Origin of the sequence: Microbacterium sp. WHRI 7836 (assembly GCF_040223885.2) — a bacterium.
Taxonomy (GTDB): domain Bacteria; phylum Actinomycetota; class Actinomycetes; order Actinomycetales; family Microbacteriaceae; genus Microbacterium; species Microbacterium oxydans.
This window is the reverse complement of the sequence record NZ_CP168171.1, coordinates 3,282,773-3,298,702: the sequence shown is the minus strand read 5'-3', so window position 1 is coordinate 3,298,702 and position 15,930 is coordinate 3,282,773. Positions and strand designations below refer to the sequence as shown.

At 69.9% G+C, this 15,930-nt stretch carries 19 protein-coding genes and 1 riboswitch; of the genes, 7 read left to right on the top strand and 12 right to left on the bottom strand.

Annotated features, from left to right (window positions below):
- Nucleotides 1–22 precede the first annotated feature (22 nt).
- Entirely contained in the window at nt 23–1,681 is a 1,659-nt protein-coding gene (locus ABRP18_RS16020; RefSeq protein ID WP_061016864.1) for a D-alanyl-D-alanine carboxypeptidase family protein, read from the bottom strand.
- Between the two features lie 81 nt (nt 1,682–1,762).
- Nucleotides 1,763–1,872: riboswitch (TPP riboswitch) on the top strand.
- On the opposite strand from ABRP18_RS16020, the gene ABRP18_RS16015 reads away from it, so the two are divergent.
- From ABRP18_RS16015 to ABRP18_RS16005, 3 genes are all read left to right on the top strand, one after another.
- On the top strand, nt 1,865–2,521 hold the full coding sequence (locus ABRP18_RS16015) for an ECF transporter S component (protein WP_046747499.1): 657 nt from the start codon (nt 1,865–1,867) through the stop codon (nt 2,519–2,521). It overlaps the preceding riboswitch by 8 nt.
- Before the next feature lie 2 nt (nt 2,522–2,523).
- Nucleotides 2,524–3,975, top strand: coding sequence for an ABC transporter ATP-binding protein (locus ABRP18_RS16010; RefSeq protein WP_374168951.1), 1,452 nt, complete (start codon nt 2,524–2,526; stop codon nt 3,973–3,975).
- Nucleotides 3,972–4,751, top strand: a complete 780-nt coding sequence (locus ABRP18_RS16005; RefSeq protein WP_113680161.1) for an energy-coupling factor transporter transmembrane protein EcfT — start codon at nt 3,972–3,974, stop codon at nt 4,749–4,751. The genes ABRP18_RS16010 and ABRP18_RS16005 overlap by 4 nt, the downstream gene beginning before the upstream one ends.
- On the opposite strand, the gene ABRP18_RS16000 is transcribed toward ABRP18_RS16005, so the two are convergent.
- The 6 genes from ABRP18_RS16000 to ABRP18_RS15975 all read right to left on the bottom strand — a co-directional run bounded on the left by ABRP18_RS16000 (nt 4,748) and on the right by ABRP18_RS15975 (nt 8,412).
- Nucleotides 4,748–5,092, bottom strand: coding sequence for a CHY zinc finger protein (locus ABRP18_RS16000; protein ID WP_349885012.1), 345 nt, complete (start codon nt 5,090–5,092; stop codon nt 4,748–4,750). The two genes, ABRP18_RS16005 and ABRP18_RS16000, sit on opposite strands and share 4 nt — an antisense overlap.
- Entirely contained in the window at nt 5,089–5,814 is a 726-nt protein-coding gene (locus tag ABRP18_RS15995; RefSeq protein WP_058631683.1) for an aminoglycoside 3'-phosphotransferase, read from the bottom strand. Before ABRP18_RS15995 ends, ABRP18_RS16000 begins: the two co-directional genes overlap by 4 nt.
- A gap of 31 nt (nt 5,815–5,845) precedes the next feature.
- Nucleotides 5,846–6,799 (bottom strand): cytochrome c oxidase assembly protein, encoded by a 954-nt coding sequence (locus ABRP18_RS15990; RefSeq protein ID WP_230977791.1) that lies wholly within the window; start codon nt 6,797–6,799, stop codon nt 5,846–5,848.
- Nucleotides 6,796–7,332, bottom strand: coding sequence for a signal peptidase II (locus ABRP18_RS15985; RefSeq protein WP_058631681.1), 537 nt, complete (start codon nt 7,330–7,332; stop codon nt 6,796–6,798). Before ABRP18_RS15985 ends, ABRP18_RS15990 begins: the two co-directional genes overlap by 4 nt.
- Nucleotides 7,322–7,720, bottom strand: a complete 399-nt coding sequence (locus tag ABRP18_RS15980) for a hypothetical protein (RefSeq protein WP_349885011.1) — start codon at nt 7,718–7,720, stop codon at nt 7,322–7,324. Before ABRP18_RS15980 ends, ABRP18_RS15985 begins: the two co-directional genes overlap by 11 nt.
- Before the next feature lie 245 nt (nt 7,721–7,965).
- Nucleotides 7,966–8,412: a hypothetical protein gene (locus ABRP18_RS15975; protein WP_349885010.1), complete on the bottom strand. Its 447-nt coding sequence runs from the start codon at nt 8,410–8,412 to the stop codon at nt 7,966–7,968.
- A 226-nt stretch (nt 8,413–8,638) separates the two neighbouring features.
- On the opposite strand from ABRP18_RS15975, the gene ABRP18_RS15970 reads away from it, so the two are divergent.
- Nucleotides 8,639–9,397, top strand: coding sequence for an SDR family NAD(P)-dependent oxidoreductase (locus tag ABRP18_RS15970; protein ID WP_046747505.1), 759 nt, complete (start codon nt 8,639–8,641; stop codon nt 9,395–9,397).
- A 47-nt stretch (nt 9,398–9,444) separates the two neighbouring features.
- Nucleotides 9,445–10,275, top strand: a complete 831-nt coding sequence (locus ABRP18_RS15965) for an NAD(P)-dependent oxidoreductase (protein WP_349885009.1) — start codon at nt 9,445–9,447, stop codon at nt 10,273–10,275.
- A 189-nt stretch (nt 10,276–10,464) separates the two neighbouring features.
- Here ABRP18_RS15965 and ABRP18_RS15960 read toward each other — a convergent pair whose 3' ends face one another.
- From ABRP18_RS15960 to ABRP18_RS15945, 4 genes are all read right to left on the bottom strand, one after another.
- Entirely contained in the window at nt 10,465–11,214 is a 750-nt protein-coding gene (locus ABRP18_RS15960; RefSeq protein ID WP_113680157.1) for a sulfite exporter TauE/SafE family protein, read from the bottom strand.
- On the bottom strand, nt 11,211–11,798 hold the full coding sequence (locus ABRP18_RS15955; RefSeq protein WP_257021913.1) for an ankyrin repeat domain-containing protein: 588 nt from the start codon (nt 11,796–11,798) through the stop codon (nt 11,211–11,213). The genes ABRP18_RS15960 and ABRP18_RS15955 overlap by 4 nt, the downstream gene beginning before the upstream one ends.
- A gap of 174 nt (nt 11,799–11,972) precedes the next feature.
- A complete protein-coding gene (locus ABRP18_RS15950) occupies nt 11,973–12,611 on the bottom strand; it encodes a bifunctional 4-hydroxy-2-oxoglutarate aldolase/2-dehydro-3-deoxy-phosphogluconate aldolase (protein WP_058631675.1) in 639 nt (212 codons plus the stop codon).
- A 62-nt stretch (nt 12,612–12,673) separates the two neighbouring features.
- Nucleotides 12,674–13,213 (bottom strand): ribosomal protein L7/L12, encoded by a 540-nt coding sequence (locus ABRP18_RS15945; RefSeq protein ID WP_113680155.1) that lies wholly within the window; start codon nt 13,211–13,213, stop codon nt 12,674–12,676.
- A gap of 70 nt (nt 13,214–13,283) precedes the next feature.
- Here ABRP18_RS15945 and rlmN point away from each other — a divergent pair, with 70 nt between their 5' ends.
- Nucleotides 13,284–14,570, top strand: coding sequence for a 23S rRNA (adenine(2503)-C(2))-methyltransferase RlmN (gene rlmN, locus ABRP18_RS15940; protein WP_349885008.1), 1,287 nt, complete (start codon nt 13,284–13,286; stop codon nt 14,568–14,570).
- On the opposite strand, the gene ABRP18_RS15935 is transcribed toward rlmN, so the two are convergent.
- Nucleotides 14,519–15,196, bottom strand: a complete 678-nt coding sequence (locus tag ABRP18_RS15935) for an NAD(P)H-dependent oxidoreductase (protein ID WP_113680154.1) — start codon at nt 15,194–15,196, stop codon at nt 14,519–14,521. The two genes, rlmN and ABRP18_RS15935, sit on opposite strands and share 52 nt — an antisense overlap.
- Nucleotides 15,197–15,261: 65 nt before the next feature.
- On the opposite strand from ABRP18_RS15935, the gene ABRP18_RS15930 reads away from it, so the two are divergent.
- Nucleotides 15,262–15,825, top strand: coding sequence for a TetR/AcrR family transcriptional regulator (locus ABRP18_RS15930; protein ID WP_349885007.1), 564 nt, complete (start codon nt 15,262–15,264; stop codon nt 15,823–15,825).
- Nucleotides 15,826–15,930: the final 105 nt, after the last annotated feature.

The following is a 15,930-nucleotide window of genomic DNA, read 5'->3' as shown; positions in this document are numbered from 1 at the left end:
TAGGCGATCGCCGGGGAGTGCGTCAGGGCTGGTCGGCTCTGATCCCGAGCAGCTCGAGCGGGTGGGTCAGACGCCACCAGGGACTCGGCCCCTCGACATCCGCGGCCAGCACCAGCGGAGTCGTCGTGGTGTTGACCGGTCCTGCCGTGGTCAGCGTGCCCACCGTGTCACCCTGTTCGCGTTCTTCGCCGAGGTCGAAGGCGGTCGCGGCGGTCGCGGTCGCGCTGTTCCAGAGCACCACATCGGCGTCGGATTCGGTGATGACGTCGACCTGCTCGCCCCACGGAGTCGTGACGCTGCCGACCACGGTGTCCTTCGCGACGGCCGGCGCCTGCGCCTCCAGTGCGGATTCCGCCTCGGCGAACAGGGAACGCGTGAGAGCGAGTCGCTCGTCGTCTCCGGCTTGATTCAGCGCCGCGGCGAACAGGTGCACCGTGGTGTCACCGATCACGAGGTCCTTCGCGGTGAGAAGGTTCCAGCCGACCAGGGTGCCGGTCTTGATGCCGACGACACCGGGATCGTCGAGCATGCCGTTCGTGTTCACGACGGTGCCCGCACCCGGGAGGTCGACGGACTTGGTGCCGACGATCTCGGCGAAGACCGGGTTCTGCATCGCACGCTCGCCGAGCGCCACCAGGGCCTCGGGCGTGGCCACGTTGCGCTCGTCGAAGCCGGAGGGGGTCACCACGGTGATTCCGGTCAGGCCACGTTCGCGCAACCACACCTCTGCAGCCCTCGCGAACTCGCGCTCGGAGCCCCAGATCTCGGTCGCGAGCCGATCGATGTAGTTGTTCGCGGAACCCATGAGCGTCCCCTGCAACAGCTGGTACTCCGTGAGGACTCCGCCGATGGGCACGTCGAGGGCGGATTGGTCACTGCGCCGGTAGTCCCAGTACTTCACGCTGTCGGCGCGGGTGAACGAGAACTCGGGTCCTTGCTCCCCGACAGCGAGCGGCATGCGGTCGAGCACCATCAGACTGCTGACGACCTTGGTGATGCTCGCGATGCTCACGGCGTCGGGCACCGAAGCCGCCGTCGTCATGCCCGCGATGCCGACGGCACCCGCACCCTCGGTCGGCCAGGTCACGGCGGCGGCAGCGGCGGGAGTCGTCGCGAACTCGACCGACTGCACCGTCGGCGGCACCTCGTGGAGGGGCCAGAGCAGTGTGGTGCCGGCGTAGACGGCGACGAGACCGGCGAGCGTGGCCAGCGGGACCAGGACACCCGGGCGGGCGATGGCGGGGCGAAGACGCGCACCGCGCAGCAGACCGCTCGATCGCTCGGCCTCCGAGGTGTCGTCGAGAGTGGCCGTGGCGGTGTGCTCGGCGACGGTCGCGGCGTCCACCCAGGTGAGAGCGGTGGCCGTCGTGGTGTCGTCGGCCCACTGGGGCGCGGCTGTCTCCGACGCGGTGAGTTCGCCGGAAGGATCCGGGACCGTGCGGTCGCGAGGGATGAACGGCGGCTTCGTCAGCGCGGGGGTGGCCGGTTCCGGGGCGCTCACGGCCTCCGGTGGAACGACGGGCTCCGGGTCTACGACCGTCCCCGGAGCATCCGCTCCAGGCGACGTCTGCTCGGCCGTCAGCACCGATCCGCCTGTCGCGGTGTCGGCGGTGTCGGCGGGGGCAGGGCCGTCGTCGCCGACGACGCCCGTCGCCTCGTCGGCGGGATCTGATGCGGTCACTCGTTTACGGTACCCAATCCCGCGCGTGTTCCGCGGCGCCGGGCCCTGTCGCCACGGGGGTGTCGCCGACGGTAGGATCGTCAGCACAACCACGGGAGTCCGGCGAGCCGGGCTGAGAGGGAGCGAATCGCGCTTCGACCGTCGAACCTGATCTGGGTCATGCCAGCGCAGGGAGGAGTTCAGATGAGTACGCCCACGTCCGCATCCACGCAGCAGGCATCCGCCGCCGCACAGGATCCGCACCGCACATCGATCTGGCGCTGGCGCGTCGTCGACATCGTCGTTGCCGCCGTCCTCGGCGTCGCGATCGGCCTCGTGTTCTGGGGATGGAACACGATCGGCTACGCCTGGTTCGGTGCGGCCGATGCTCTGACGCCGGGACTGGGCGGTATCGCCGTCGGCATCTGGCTGCTGGGCGGCGTCGTCGGCGGCCTCGTCATCCGCAAGCCCGGTGCGGCGCTGGTCGTCGAGCTCGTCGCAGCGATCGTGTCGATGCTGATCGGAAACGTGTGGGGCGTCTCGACCGTGCTGTCCGGCATCGTGCAGGGACTCGGCGCGGAGATCATCTTCGCCCTGTTCTTCTACCGGCGCTTCGGGATCGCGGTCGCCGCGCTCGCCGGTGTCGGTGCAGCGGTGGCTGCCTGGGTGTTCGAGCTGTTCTACGGCAGCTCACCCAACATCCTGAAGTCCGTCGAGTTCAACACGATCTACCTGGTCAGCGTTGTCGTCTCCGGGGCGATCCTGGCGGGTGTCGTCGGTTGGCTGCTGGTGCGCGCCTTGGCCGTCACCGGTGCACTGAACCGCTTCGCCGTCGGGCGAGAGCACGTGCGCGAGGTCTGACCGTGACCATCGCCGCCCCGGCCCGCGTGCAGGCTGCGGGCTGGGGCTGGCGGTACGCCGGTCGGAAGCTCCCCGCCGTCGAGGACGTCTCGTTCTCGATCGAACCGGGTGAGCGGGTGCTGCTGCTCGGCGCCTCCGGTGCCGGGAAGTCGACGCTGCTCGCGGGCCTGGCCGGGGTCCTCGGCGGCGACGACGAAGGGGTGCGAACCGGGTCGCTGCACATCGACGGTGCCGCCCCCGAATCCCGGCACGGTCAGGTGGGCCTCGTCCTGCAGGACCCCGATGCGGGGATCGTGCTGTCGAAGGTCGGCGACGACGTGGCGTTTGGGTGCGAGAACCTCGGTGTGCCCGCATCCGAGATCCCCGGTCGCGTCGCGGAGGCGCTGGATGCCGTCGGGCTCGATGTGCCGCTGCAACGCCCCACGAAGGCCCTGTCGGGCGGACAGAAGCAGCGACTGCTGCTCGCCGGTGTGCTCGCGATGCGCCCAGGGCTGCTGCTGCTCGACGAGCCGACGGCGAACCTCGACCCCGAGGGTGTGCGCGAGGTGCGGGCGAGCGTCGAACATGCCGTCGCCTCCACCGGTGCGACGCTGATCGTCGTCGAGCACCGCACACCGATCTGGGTCGATCTGATGACGCGGGTGATCGTGCTCGCGGCCGACGGCGGACTGCTCGCCGACGGGGAACCGGCCCAGGTGTTCGCGGCATACGGCGATGTGCTGGCGGACGCCGGGGTGTGGGTGCCCGACCGGGGGATCGACCTGCCCGTGCTGGAGCAGGTGTCGGCACCGGACGCGCTCATCGCATCCGCCCTGACGATCGGACGGGAGCACGGAGCGCCGGTGCAGCGCGGGCTCGACCTGCGCGTGCCGCGGGCGAACGCGACGGTGATCACCGGGCCGAACGGCGCCGGCAAGTCGACGCTCGCCCTCACGCTCGCCGGGCTCATCCCGGAGCAGGCGGGAGAGGTGCGGTCGGCACCGGAGCTGGCGGGGCGCAAGGGCACGCGCCCCATCCGCTGGACCTCGCGCGAGCTGCTCACCCGCATCGGGATGGTGTTCCAGGAGCCGGAGCACCAGTTCCTGGCCCAGACCCTTCGCGACGAGCTCGCGGTCGGGCCACGGGCGCTCGGCTGGGATCAGGCGAAGACGGATGCGGTCGTTGACGGTCTTCTCGAACGCCTGGGCCTCGCCCCGCTCGCCCTCGCCAACCCGTTCACGCTCTCCGGAGGGCAGAAGCGGCGGCTGTCGGTCGCCACTGTGCTGGCCGGGGCGCCGGAGGTCATCGTGCTCGACGAGCCGACGTTCGGACAGGATCGCCGCGGGTGGATCTCGCTCGTCGCCCTGCTGCAGGAGGAGATCGCGCGTGGCCGGTCGATCATCGCGGTCACACACGACGACGCGGTGATCCGACACCTGGGCGGTCATCGCATCGAGTTGGGGTCGTCGTCGTGACGGCGACCGAGACCGTGCGCCCGGTCTGGCTCGACGGTGTGAACCCGGTGACGAAGCTGCTGCTCGCCCTGCTGCTGTCCGTGCCGCTGTTCGCCTCCATCGACATCACGAGCGCGCTGGCAGCGATCGTCCTGCAGCTGCTCTGCCTGCCGTTGACGGGGCTGCGTCTGTCGACGGTGCTGAAGCGCCTGCTGCCGATCGCGATCTTCGCCCCGATCGCCGGTGTGAGCATGCTGCTGTATGCGGAACCGGCAGGGCGCATCTACTGGACGTTCGGCTTCGCGACGATCAGCGACGACTCCATCACGCTCGCGATCGCGGTGAGTCTGCGAGTGATCGCGCTCGGACTCCCCACGATCCTGCTGTTCGGCGGCACCGACCCGACCGAGCTCGCCGACGCGTTGGCGCAGGTGGCCAAGCTCCCGAGCCGCTTCGTGCTCGGCATCCTCGCGGGAACGCGCATGCTGGGGCTCTTCCTCGATGACTGGCGCACCATGAGCCTGGCCCGTCGCGCGCGCGGTGTGGGCGACCGGGGTGTGCTGCGACGGTTCTTCTCGATGGCGTTCGTGCTGCTCGTGTTCGCGGTGCGGCGCGGCTCGAAGCTGGCGCTCGCGATGGAGGCCAGGGGCTTCGGCTCCGGCATTCCGCGCACCTGGTCGCGTCCCTCCCGGTTGCACCCGCGTGATGCGGTGGCGGTGATCGGCGGAATCGCGATCATGGCACTTGCGCTCGCCGCCGCCGTGCTCGTCGGGACGTTCCGTTTCGTCTGGAGCTAGCTCCGGTCGAGCTGGAAGTAGTGCTCACGGTGCAGTGCGCACCGCTCGTTGAACAGCGCCGAACACCGTGGACATGCCGTCGCCGCGAAGTACTCGGCGATCGTGAGCTCATGCCCGCACGCACCGCAGAGGATCGCCCGTCTGTCGCGCTCATGGGCCGCCCATTGCTGCGCCGCATGCTTCACGGTCTCCTCGTGGCAGCGGTGGCACGGGTAGTACTCGCCGCAGCAAGCGAAGCGGATCGCGATGATGTCGGTCGGGCCCCGATAGTGCACGCACCGGGTCATGTCGTCGACGACCGGACCGAGCACACGCGGCCGACCGGCGGATGCGACGCTCACGTCTCGTTCCAGAGTCGACGGTAGTACTCGAGGCGCTCGTGATCGGGGTCGACGCCGTAGGCCTCGATCAGTGTGTCCTCCCAGCCTTCGCCGAAGTTCCACATCGTGCTCATCGAGGCCACGGCGATATCGGCCCAGCGGTCGGCGACACCGAGAGCGGCGAGATCCACGAAGGCGGCCGGCCGGCCTTCCGCGTCGAGAAGCGTGTTCGGCATGCAGGCGTCGCCGTGGCACACCACCAACCGGTCGATCGACGGTTCCTGGAGCAGATCCTCTGGCACGACCGTGCCGCGATCGGCGGCGTTGGCGATCCGCCACTGCGTGCTCCACTCCCAGGGGCACTCGGCCACCGGCAGGGCATCGTGCAGCATCCGCAGGCCGACCCCGACCGCTCGCACCGCGGTTTCCGGCTGGTCGGCCCAGCGGGGGTCGACGGCGCTGCGGGCATCGATCGCGACCGTGACGAGCCACTCGTGCGTGTCGTCCTGGCCCTGCTCGATCACCTCCGGTACGGGGATCCACGTTCGTGCCCACCTCATGCGCTCGGCTTCGTCGCGCATGTTCGCCTCGTCGTCGAGTGGGCCCCACTTGATGTACCGCCCGTCGTCGGTGCGGAAGGTCAGCCCGCCGATCCCGTTGAGCCAGACCGGCTCGAGCGCGGCACCGCGCGCGAGCTCGCGAACCTTCATCGGCACGTCGAGGGAAGCGGAGGGAATGCTCATCCGTCCATCCTGCCCGACAGGCACCGCCGGCTCAGCGGCGGTCGTCACGGAGGCCCTCCAGATAGGCGTTGTAGGCGTCGAGCTCAGTGGTGCCGTGCGCATCGGCATAGCGATCGGCCGCGGCGGCGCGTGCCGTGTCGTCGCGGAACCACCGGTGCATCACGTAGACGAGCATCAGCAGGGTCGGGGCTTCGCCGTACGACCATGCCAGCCCGCCGGCCAGCTGCTGGTCTTCGAGCGGATTCATCCCGAGTGCCAGAGTCGGTGCGACGAAGTGGTCGACGAGCATGGTGGTCGCCATCATCAGGAAGACGCCGAAGAACGCGTGCAGGGCCGCTTCGGCGAAGACGTCCAGGGCGCGACCGCCGTGCCCGAGCCGCACCGGGAGGGGATCGGAGCTCAGTACCGGGATGGTGAAGAGGATCCCGATAACGAGGAACCCGACCTCCAGAGCGAGGTGGCCTCCGGGCGCTGCGAGCACACGATCGGCGAGACCGGCCAGGTACAGCCCGTAGAACGCGATCAGGTACATCGGCAGCGCGATCCACGGGCTCAGGATCCACCGGGCGATCCCGCTGCGGAGCCCTCCGTGCGCGATACGCAGCACGACGGCGCCCAGCCCGCGGTGCGGTGTCACCCGCAGGAGGAGCGTGCCCGGTGAGCCGAGGACCAGCAGCGGAGGGATCGCGATCATGAGCGTGAGCTGCTGGAACATGAACACCGACATCAGGGCATAGCCGTACACCTCGACCCCGAGGCCCGTGGTGGCGGCGAGCGCGATGCACCCCAGGAGGAATACGACGGTTCGCCAGACGGGCCACCGACGGTGCTGCCGCCACAACCGGAGCGCCCCGGCCAGATAGGCGACCGCCAGCACTACCGCGACCAGGGGTAGGAGGGGGAACGGCCCAGCGGCAGGACTGAAGACGACCGGTGTGAGGAAGTCTGCGAAGGTCGGCGGGGCATCGGGCATCCAGTCGTTCATCCGGCCGCGTCCTCCCGCGAGCCGTCCGTCCGGTCGATGGTCTGCGTCGTCCGCGCTGCCGCACGCTGGTCGAGCAAGAGCCCGACGACGAGGACGACACCCCCGATCGCGAGCGCGACATCGGCGAGGTTCCCGATGAACCAGTTCCCGTAGGCGAGGAAGTCGGTGACGTGACCGCGACCGAATCCGGGGGGTGCGAGCAGACGGTCGAGCACATTCCCGATGGCACCTCCGAGGATGAAGCCCAACCCCCACGCCCGTCTCCTCGTGCGCGCGCGCGTCGCGGCGACGAACAGCGCGGCCACCGCAGCCACGCCCACCACGGTCAGCACCCACGTCGCCCCTGACCCGAGCGACAGGATCGCGCCGGGGTTGAAGGCGAGCTGCAGGCCCAGCGCATCACCCAGCAGGGGTATCCGCTCCGTCCGGCTGAGTCCTGCGATCGCGGCGGCCTTGCTCGCCTGGTCGATGAGCACGACGATGCCGGCGACGACGAAGGCGATCCCGTACCGGGGACTGTTCTCACGCGACATCGGAACCCTCTTCCCTCGCAGCGGCGTCCGCGCGGTCGCGCCGACGCCGCGCGCGCCCTGAGACGAGAATGCCGAGCGCTCCCGCAGCGAGGAGGAAACCGATCCCGAAGAGGAAGGCGACGCCGAGGAAGCCGAGATCGGTGCGCTCCACCGGCTGTTCGCCGTTCTGCTGTTCATGCGTGGTGCCGGTGGTGGGAGTGGGAGTGGGAGTGGAGGTCGGGGTGGGAGTCGGAGCGGTGGTCGTTGTGCGGCTTTGGGCGCCGACGACACTGCGCTGCTCCCCGGCCGCTGCCGACTCCGCACCGATGAACACGATCAGGGCGCTGAGAGCGGCTGCAGCGATCGCCGTGCGGACCGGCCGAGAGGCCGTGCCGACCGGCCGGCTCACCGTCCTCGCCTGTCCGGAGCGAGCGGTTCGCCGTCGTTCGATGTGCGTTTCATGGGGTCTCCTTCGAAGGGGTGAGCGCGGGCGTGGCCTCGGATGTCGTCACGAGGGGGTCGCGGGATTCGGAGCGGGAGCGGGCGTGGGAGCGGGCGCGATCCGGATGTCGGGGCGTGGCCCCTCGAGGCAGGAAGCCTTGGAGCCGCGCGACACCGGCGGAAGACGCCGTTCTGGTGACGGCCCTTCGACGATCAGGTTCGGGAGAGACCCAGCCGGATCAGGGAGACCGCGGTCCCGCAGGGGTGCAGGGGAGAAGCCGGATCTGAGCGCAGCGCGCGCGGTGTCTCCCGGAGGGTCGAGAACTGTCCGGGGCGCCCGAGGACGCGAGAAAGCAGGAGCATCGCGGCGAGGCCGCACAGCACCCCGAGAATGCAGAGTGCGGCACCGACGAGGGTGCTCGTGACGGCGACCGGGAATGCGGCCTGGACCTGGGCCTCGTCCGTTTCGGCGTCGGCGCCGATCGCGGCGGTGTCGTCGAACGCGGCGGTGTCGCCGATCGCGGCGGTGTCGTCGAACGCATCGATGGCCGCGGCGGCGAGCGAGGGGGCCGCGCCGTTCTCCCCGGCATCGCCGTGTGCGGTCACCGCGAAGGCGAAGAGGAGCAGGAGCGCCAGGCTCACGGTGGTAATGAGGCGCATTATCACCGGCTGGTCGACAGTCGCCGTGGATCGGTGGATCCCGGGCGGGCGGCGCATTCTCCGGATCCTACTCCCACGACCTATCGCGTTCCTTCGAGCGGGAGACGGGAACTAGGCTCGGTCGCGACGCAGTTGCTCAGAGTCGTGGTGATACCAGGAACCACGTAGGCTGATACTGCGTTCCATCACGGCATGTCGCACGACGGCGTTCGAAGGAGAACATCAGATGCAGATCAGTGGACAGGGTGCACTCATCACCGGCGGAGCCTCCGGGCTGGGGCTCGCCACGGCGCGACGACTGGTCGCAGCGGGCGCGCACGTCACGATCATCGACCTCGCCTCATCGAAGGGCGCCGAGGTCGCGGACGAGCTCGGCGGTCTCTTCGTCGCGGCAGACGTCACGAACGCCGAGGAGGTGCAGGCGGCCGTCGCGGCCGCGCAGTCGGCGGCACCGCTGCGCGTCGTCGTGAACTGCGCCGGGATCGCCCCACCCGCCAAGGTGCTCGACCGTGAGGGCAACCCGGCCGTGCTCGCCGACTTCGAGCGCGTGATCCGGATCAACCTCGTCGGCACGTTCAACGTCATCTCCCAGGCCTCCGCCGTCATCGCGAAGAACGAGCTGCACGACGAGGAACGCGGTGTCATCGTGAACACCGCGAGCGTCGCCGCGTTCGACGGGCAGATCGGCCAGCCCGCGTACTCCGCGTCCAAGGGCGGCGTGCACGCGATGACCCTTCCGGTGGCGCGCGAGCTCGCCCGCTACGGCATCCGGGTCTGCACGATCGCCCCCGGCATCATGGAGACGCCGATGCTGATGGGCCTCCCGCAGGCGGCCCAGGACTCCCTGGGTCAGCAGGTGCCCTTCCCGTCCCGTCTCGGCCGCCCCGACGAGTACGCCGCCCTCGTGCAGCAGATCGTCGAGAACGGCTACCTCAACGGCGAGACCATCCGCCTCGACGGCGCCATCCGCATGGCGCCGCGCTGACCCCGCGCCTGTCCCTCCCCTTCGCGATCGAGAACCCAGGAGAACACATGTCCCTTGCAGGCAAGACCATCCTGATGTCGGGCGGCAGCCGCGGCATCGGCCTCGCGATCGCGCTGCGAGCCGCCGCCGACGGTGCGAACATCGCCATGCTCGCGAAGACCGACACCCCGCATCCGAAGCTCGAGGGCACGATCCACACCGCCGCCGAGCAGATCCGTGCGGCGGGCGGCCAGGCTCTCCCGATCGTCGGCGATGTGCGCGACGACGACGACATCACCGAAGCGGTCCTGAAGACGCAGGGTGAGTTCGGCGGCATCGACATCGTGATCAACAACGCCAGCGTCATCGATCTCTCCCGCTCGCTCGACCTGAGCGCCAAGAAGTACGACCTGATGCAGGACGTCAACGTGCGCGGGACGTTCATGCTCTCCCGCGCGGCGGTGCCGATCCTGAAGGATGCCGAGAACCCGCACATCCTCTCGCTGTCGCCGCCCCTCAATCCGTCACCGAAGTGGCTGGGCGCGCACACCGGCTACACCCTCGCGAAGTTCGGCATGACCATGGCGACGCTCGGCCTCGCCGCCGAGTTCGCCCGCGACGGGATCGCCGCCAACACGCTCTGGCCGCGCACCACGATCGCCACTGCCGCGGTGCAGAACCTGCTCGGCGGCGACAAGGTCATGGCCGCGAGCCGCACGCCCGACATCTACGCGGACGCCGCCTATGCCGTGCTGCTCAAGCCCGCCGTGTCGTACACGGGGCAGACCCTCATCGTGGAGGACGTGCTCGAAGCCGACGGTGTGACCGACTTCTCCCGCTATGCGGCGATCCCCGGCACCCCCGACACCGCCCTGTTCCCGGACATCTTCCTCGACTGAGCTTCCCTGCTGCACCAGCTGCCCCAGCTGCCCGAAGTCGGAGGCCGAAGTCGGAGGCCGAAACAGAGACCATCCGACGTCAGGGCCGCGTGTCGGGCGACGCCACGCCGCACTGAACTGGTTCGTCTCCGTTTTGGTTCGTCTCCGTTTTGGCGGGAGGGGGGGTGAGGGCGCGTGGTGTGGGTGTGGTCAGAACAGCAGGTAGACCGCGCCGAGGATGGTGAGGGCGATCACGATGCGGTCGAACACGCGCTGATTCATGCGGCGGGCGACTCGCAGTCCGAGGAGCGCGCCGACGACGACGAGCGGGGCGAGCACGGCATCCATCAGCAACACGGGTGTCTCGAACAGCCCGAGGCCCGCGAGGAAGGGGACCTTGATCACGTTGATGATGGCGAAGAACCAGGCGGACGTGCCGAGGAACACCTGCACGGGGGTGCGGGTGGCCAGGAAGTACATCGACATGACCGGGCCTCCGGCGTTGGCGACCATGGTGGTGAAGCCGCCGAGGGTTCCGTAGGCGCCCGCGAGGATGATGCCGCTGGACGGGGGAGCCACAGCGTCCGCTCTGCTCTGCCGCCACCGACGCCACAGGGTCACGGCGATCATCAGCAGCAGGATCACGCCGATCGCCCGACGGACCACCCCGTCGCCGGCGAGGGCGAGGAACGCGAAGCCGACCAGCAGCCCGGCGATCACCGCGGGAGCGAGCCGCAGCAGCGTCGGCCAGTGCGCGTGGCGACGGTAGGCGGTGAGGGCGAACAGGTCGCCGACCATCAGGAGCAGGAGGGTCGCCGCCGTCGAGGTGCGTGCCGGCAGCACGGCGGCGAACAGGGCGATGGCCAGGATGCTCCCGCCGGGCAGTGCCGTCTTCGAGATGCCGATCGTCACCGCGGCCACCGCGAGCGCGGCCCAGGCCCACGGGTCGAGGGCGATCACCGTTCGAGCTCGGCGACGATCGCGTCGTAGCCCCGTGCTGTGGCGAGATCGACCGGGAGCACGCCGTCCCCGTCGGGGATGCTCGTGTCCGCTCCGCCGTCCATGAGCGCGCGCACCACGTCGACGTAGGTGGAGGAACCGTCGCCGAGAACGATCGCCTCGTGCAGCGCCGTCCAGTTCAGGTCGTTGATGTGGTTCGGGTCGACACCGGCCTCCAGCAGGATGGCGATGGTCGAGAGGAGTCCGCGTTCGGCGGCGGGGATCAGTGCCGTTCCGCCGAAGCGGTTCGTGCTTGCGAGGTCGGCGCCGTTGTCGAGCGTCAGCAGGAGGATCTCGTCGTGTCCCCGCGCACCGGCGTACAGGTAGGCGGAGTCCTGGATGTCGTCCTTGGCGTTGACGTCCGCACCCGCGTCGATCAGAACGCGCGCCGCGTCGACGTGATCGGCCTTCGTCGCGGCGATCAGTGCGGTCATGCCCCCAGGTCCCCGTGCCTCGAGGTCCGCCCCGTCGTCGATCGCCTTCCTGACGGCGGAGGCGTCTCCGGACGCTGCGGCCGCGAGCAGATCGCGAGTGGCGTCGGTCATGGCGGGCTCCTGGGTCGATGAGCGCGGATCAGGTGCCGACGGAGGCATGGCCGACGTGCAGCCGGTCGCGGTCAAGAGCGCGATCGCGACGGCGCCGATCGACAGCATCCGTCGCGCACCCATGCATCCGGTATACCAAACGATGGGGAGTGTGCGGTGCTCGATCGCGTGGTGTCACTCGCGCGTGGCGGTGAGGGCCGCGGCGAATCGTGCGGCGCGCTGCTCGATATCGGTCCAGTCGGCGTTCTTGATCGACGCGCCGTTCGCGAGGTCTCCGCCCGCACCGACCGCGACCGCTCCGGCGGCGAACCAGGCGGCGAGGTTGTCGGGGTTCACGCCACCGGTGGGCATCAGCGGGGCGTCGGGGAACGGTCCGCGCAGGGCGCCGAGGTACGACGGGCCACCGAGCGATGCGGGGAAGATCTTCACGACGTCGACGCCGAGCTCGAGTGCGCCCATGACCTCGGTCGGGGTCATGGCGCCGGTCATCACGACCCGGCCCGTGTCGAGCATGCTGCGCGTGAGGTGCGGCAGGGTGCCGGGGCTCACGAGGAACTCGGCTCCCGCGTCTGCAGCCTGCTCGGCCTGCGCGGCCGTGGTGACGGTGCCGGCCCCGACGTAGGCGGCGTCGCCGTGGCGGGTGATGAGCTCGCGGATGACGGCGGGGGCGTCGGGAGTGGAGAAGGTCACCTCGATGCCCGTGACCCCGCCGCGGATGATCGCCTCCGAGGCCTCGAGGGCCAGTTCAGGGGAGGGGGCGCGGAGGACGGCGAGGATGCCGGTCGTGCGGGCGCGGTCGAGACGGTCGGGCATGGGGCTCCTTCATCGGGCGGGCTCGTCCATTCTCCTGGGCGCAGCCTGTAATGACAACTCGATCAGGACGTGTGGGTGTGCGGCCAGGCGTCGATCACGTTCTTGGACTCCTTGAGTCCGAGCCCCGTGTGCTCGCGGAGGGTCTTGATCGCCGCGATGGCCGAGCCGCCCGCGACCTGCGCGTCGATCGTGGAGGCCACCGACGGCGGCAGCGAGGCGCGGACCGACGACGGGGTCGCGGTGATCGACGAATGCGGCGCGGTCGTGTGAGAGACGGCTGCGGGGTGCGGAGCCGTCGTGCTGACCGACCAGTGCTCGATACGGTCCTTCGCGTCTTTGAGCGAGACGCCGGAGTGATCGCGGTAGAGCTTGATGGCGTGGATCTTCTGACCCGCCACCACGAGGCGGTCGACCTCGGCGACGACCTCCGGGGTCAGCCCTGGAGTCGCAGCGGCGGAGGCGGAAGGGGCGGTGTGCGGGGCGGTGGAGAACCCCGGGGGATCCGGGAGTTTCGGGCGCATCCCCCGGACGGCCACGGCGAGGACGGCGACGACCACGATCAGGCCGACGACGATCGCGATGATCCACAGCACGGCATCCATGGCCTCAGTCTAGGGAGGCAGCCGCTCGCGCCCGGGGTCTTCCCATCCGCCACCGCGTACCCTGGAAGGTATGACCGAGACTCCCCGCACGCGCGAGACGCGCCCCGCAGCACCCGCGTCGTCGCGTTCGGGGGCCGTCCGCGAGACCAAGAAGCCGCAGGTGCGCCCTGCGACCGAGGGCTGGACGCAGCAGAAGGATGCCGAAGGGCGCCCGCTCCTGCAGTTCGCGAGCCCCAAGCGCGGGAAGCCCCCCGTGCACCTCGCCGACCTCACCCCGGCCGAGCGCATCGACAGGGTGAAGGAGCTCGGCCTGCCCGGCTTCCGTGCGAAGCAGCTCGCGACGCATTACTTCCGGCACTACACGTCGGACCCCGAGCAGATGACCGACCTCCCCGCGGACACCAGGGAGCAGCTCGTCGCCGGGATGCTGCCGCCGCTGCTCACCGAGGTGCGACGCCTCGAGACCGACCGCGGTGACACGATCAAGTTCCTGTGGCGCCTGCACGACGGGGCCCTGGTCGAATCGGTGCTCATGCGCTACCCCGGCCGCATCACGCTGTGCGTGTCGAGCCAGGCAGGCTGCGGCATGAACTGCCCGTTCTGCGCGACCGGACAGGCGGGACTGACCCGCAACATGTCGACCGCCGAGATCATCGAGCAGATCGTGCGGGCCAACCGGCTGATCGCCGAGGGTGGCCTGGGCGGCAAGAAGGCCGACGACCACAGCATGGAGCGTGTCTCGAACATCGTCTTCATGGGCATGGGTGAGCCGCTCGCCAACTACAAGCGCGTGATGGACGCCGTGCGCACGATGGTCGCCCCGCAGCCCGACGGCCTCGGCATGAGCGCTCGCGGCATCACGGTCTCGACCGTCGGCCTGGTACCCGCGATCAAGAAGCTCGCCGATGAGGGCATCCCGGTCACTTTCGCCCTCTCGCTGCACGCCCCGGACGACCATCTGCGCGACGAGCTCATCCCGGTGAACTCGCGGTGGAAGGTCGGCGAGGCCCTCGACGCGGCCTACGACTACTACGCCAAGACGGGTCGTCGCGTCTCGATCGAGTACGCGCTGATCAAGGACATGAACGACCACGCCTGGCGCGCCGACCTGCTGGCGGACAAGCTCAACCAGCGCGGACGCGGGTGGGTGCACGTGAACCCGATCCCGCTCAACCCGACCCCCGGCTCCATCTGGACGTCGTCGGACAAGGATGTGACGGACGAGTTCGTGCGCAGGCTCAACGACGCCGGCATCCCGACGACCCTCCGCGACACCCGCGGCAAGGAGATCGACGGGGCGTGCGGTCAGCTCGTCGCCACGACCGAGGACGAGGCGGCTTCCGCCGCACTGGCCTGAGGCGTCGAGTCGGCCTGAGGCGTCGAGTCGGCCCGAGGCGTCGAGTCGGCCTGAGGGATGCCGTCGCGGCGTCCGTCAGCGGCGCCGAGTCGTTCGGCGCGGTCGAGCCACCGGGTGATGGTCGCGGGCGTCGCATCCTTGACGCCGAGCATGCGATGGGTGCGCACCGAGCGGATCCCGCAGAAGCGCATCGTTCCGCGGGCGACGTGGGTCTGCGCGGGCAGTCCCGTGAACGGTGCGAAGAACCAGGGCGTGTCCGCGAGCAGCAGCAGCCGGCCGTGCCGCGCCGGCAGCAGCCCGTCGGGGAGCCCGAGCTTGTTGTAGCGGTACTCCTGCTGCGGTAGCAGGGCCCTGTCGAAGAAGCCCTTGAGCAGCGCCGGGACGGAGCCCCACCACAGCGGCGTCGCGATGACCACGGTATCGGCCTCCTGCAACGCACGCTTCGCGTCGACGAGGTCGGGCTCCAGCGTCATGCGCTCGCGGTAGCCGAAGCGCAGGCTCGGGTCGAAGTCGAGGTCCCGCAGGGCGAGTACGCGTGCGTCACCGTGCCCCGCCGCATAGCGCTGCGCGAGCGACGCGGTCAGGGAGCGGGCGTCGGGGTGGCCGTCGATCACGAGAGCGGGCATGGCTGATTCCTATCTGGACAGTGTCAAGCTGGTGGACACTGTCAAGATAGGAGAGGATGTTGCTCATGTCAAGTTCGAAGGACGGCTATCACCACGGCGATCTCGCCCGTGCGCTCGAGGACGCGGCGATGCAGCTGCTGGAGCGCATGCCCGCGGCCGAGATCAGCCTGCGCGAGGTCGCACGGGCCGCGAACGTGAGCCACAACGCCCCGTACCACCACTTCTCCGACCGGCTCGGACTGCTCAAGGCGATCGCCGAACGCAGCATGGCCGACCTCCTCGAACAGGTGCGTACGGCGACCGAGTCCGCGTCGACGCCCGAGGCCGCGCTCACCGCCGGCGGCGGCGCATACATCCGCTTCGCCGTCGAGCATCCGCATGCGTTCGACGCGGTGTACGACCCCACGGTCTGCATCCCCGGCTCGCCCACGGCCACGATGGCCCCGCTGATCGACGGACTCGAAGCCGTGCTCGCCCAGGCAGCCGTCGCCGCCGGCCTCGATCGTCCGACCGATGCGGTGGCGCTGTGGGGGCTGATCCACGGGCTGGGCACCCTCGCCGCCGCCGGCCACTTCACCCTCGACGCGGCGCTCGCGACCTACGCTGCCGCGCTCGACCGGCTGCTCTGACGCCGCTCCGGTCGCGATATGACACCCGAATGGCCGCAGATGGCTGGAATATCGCGACGGGAGCAGCCAACCTGAGAGGCCGCAAAGGACTCTTCCACGTTTTCC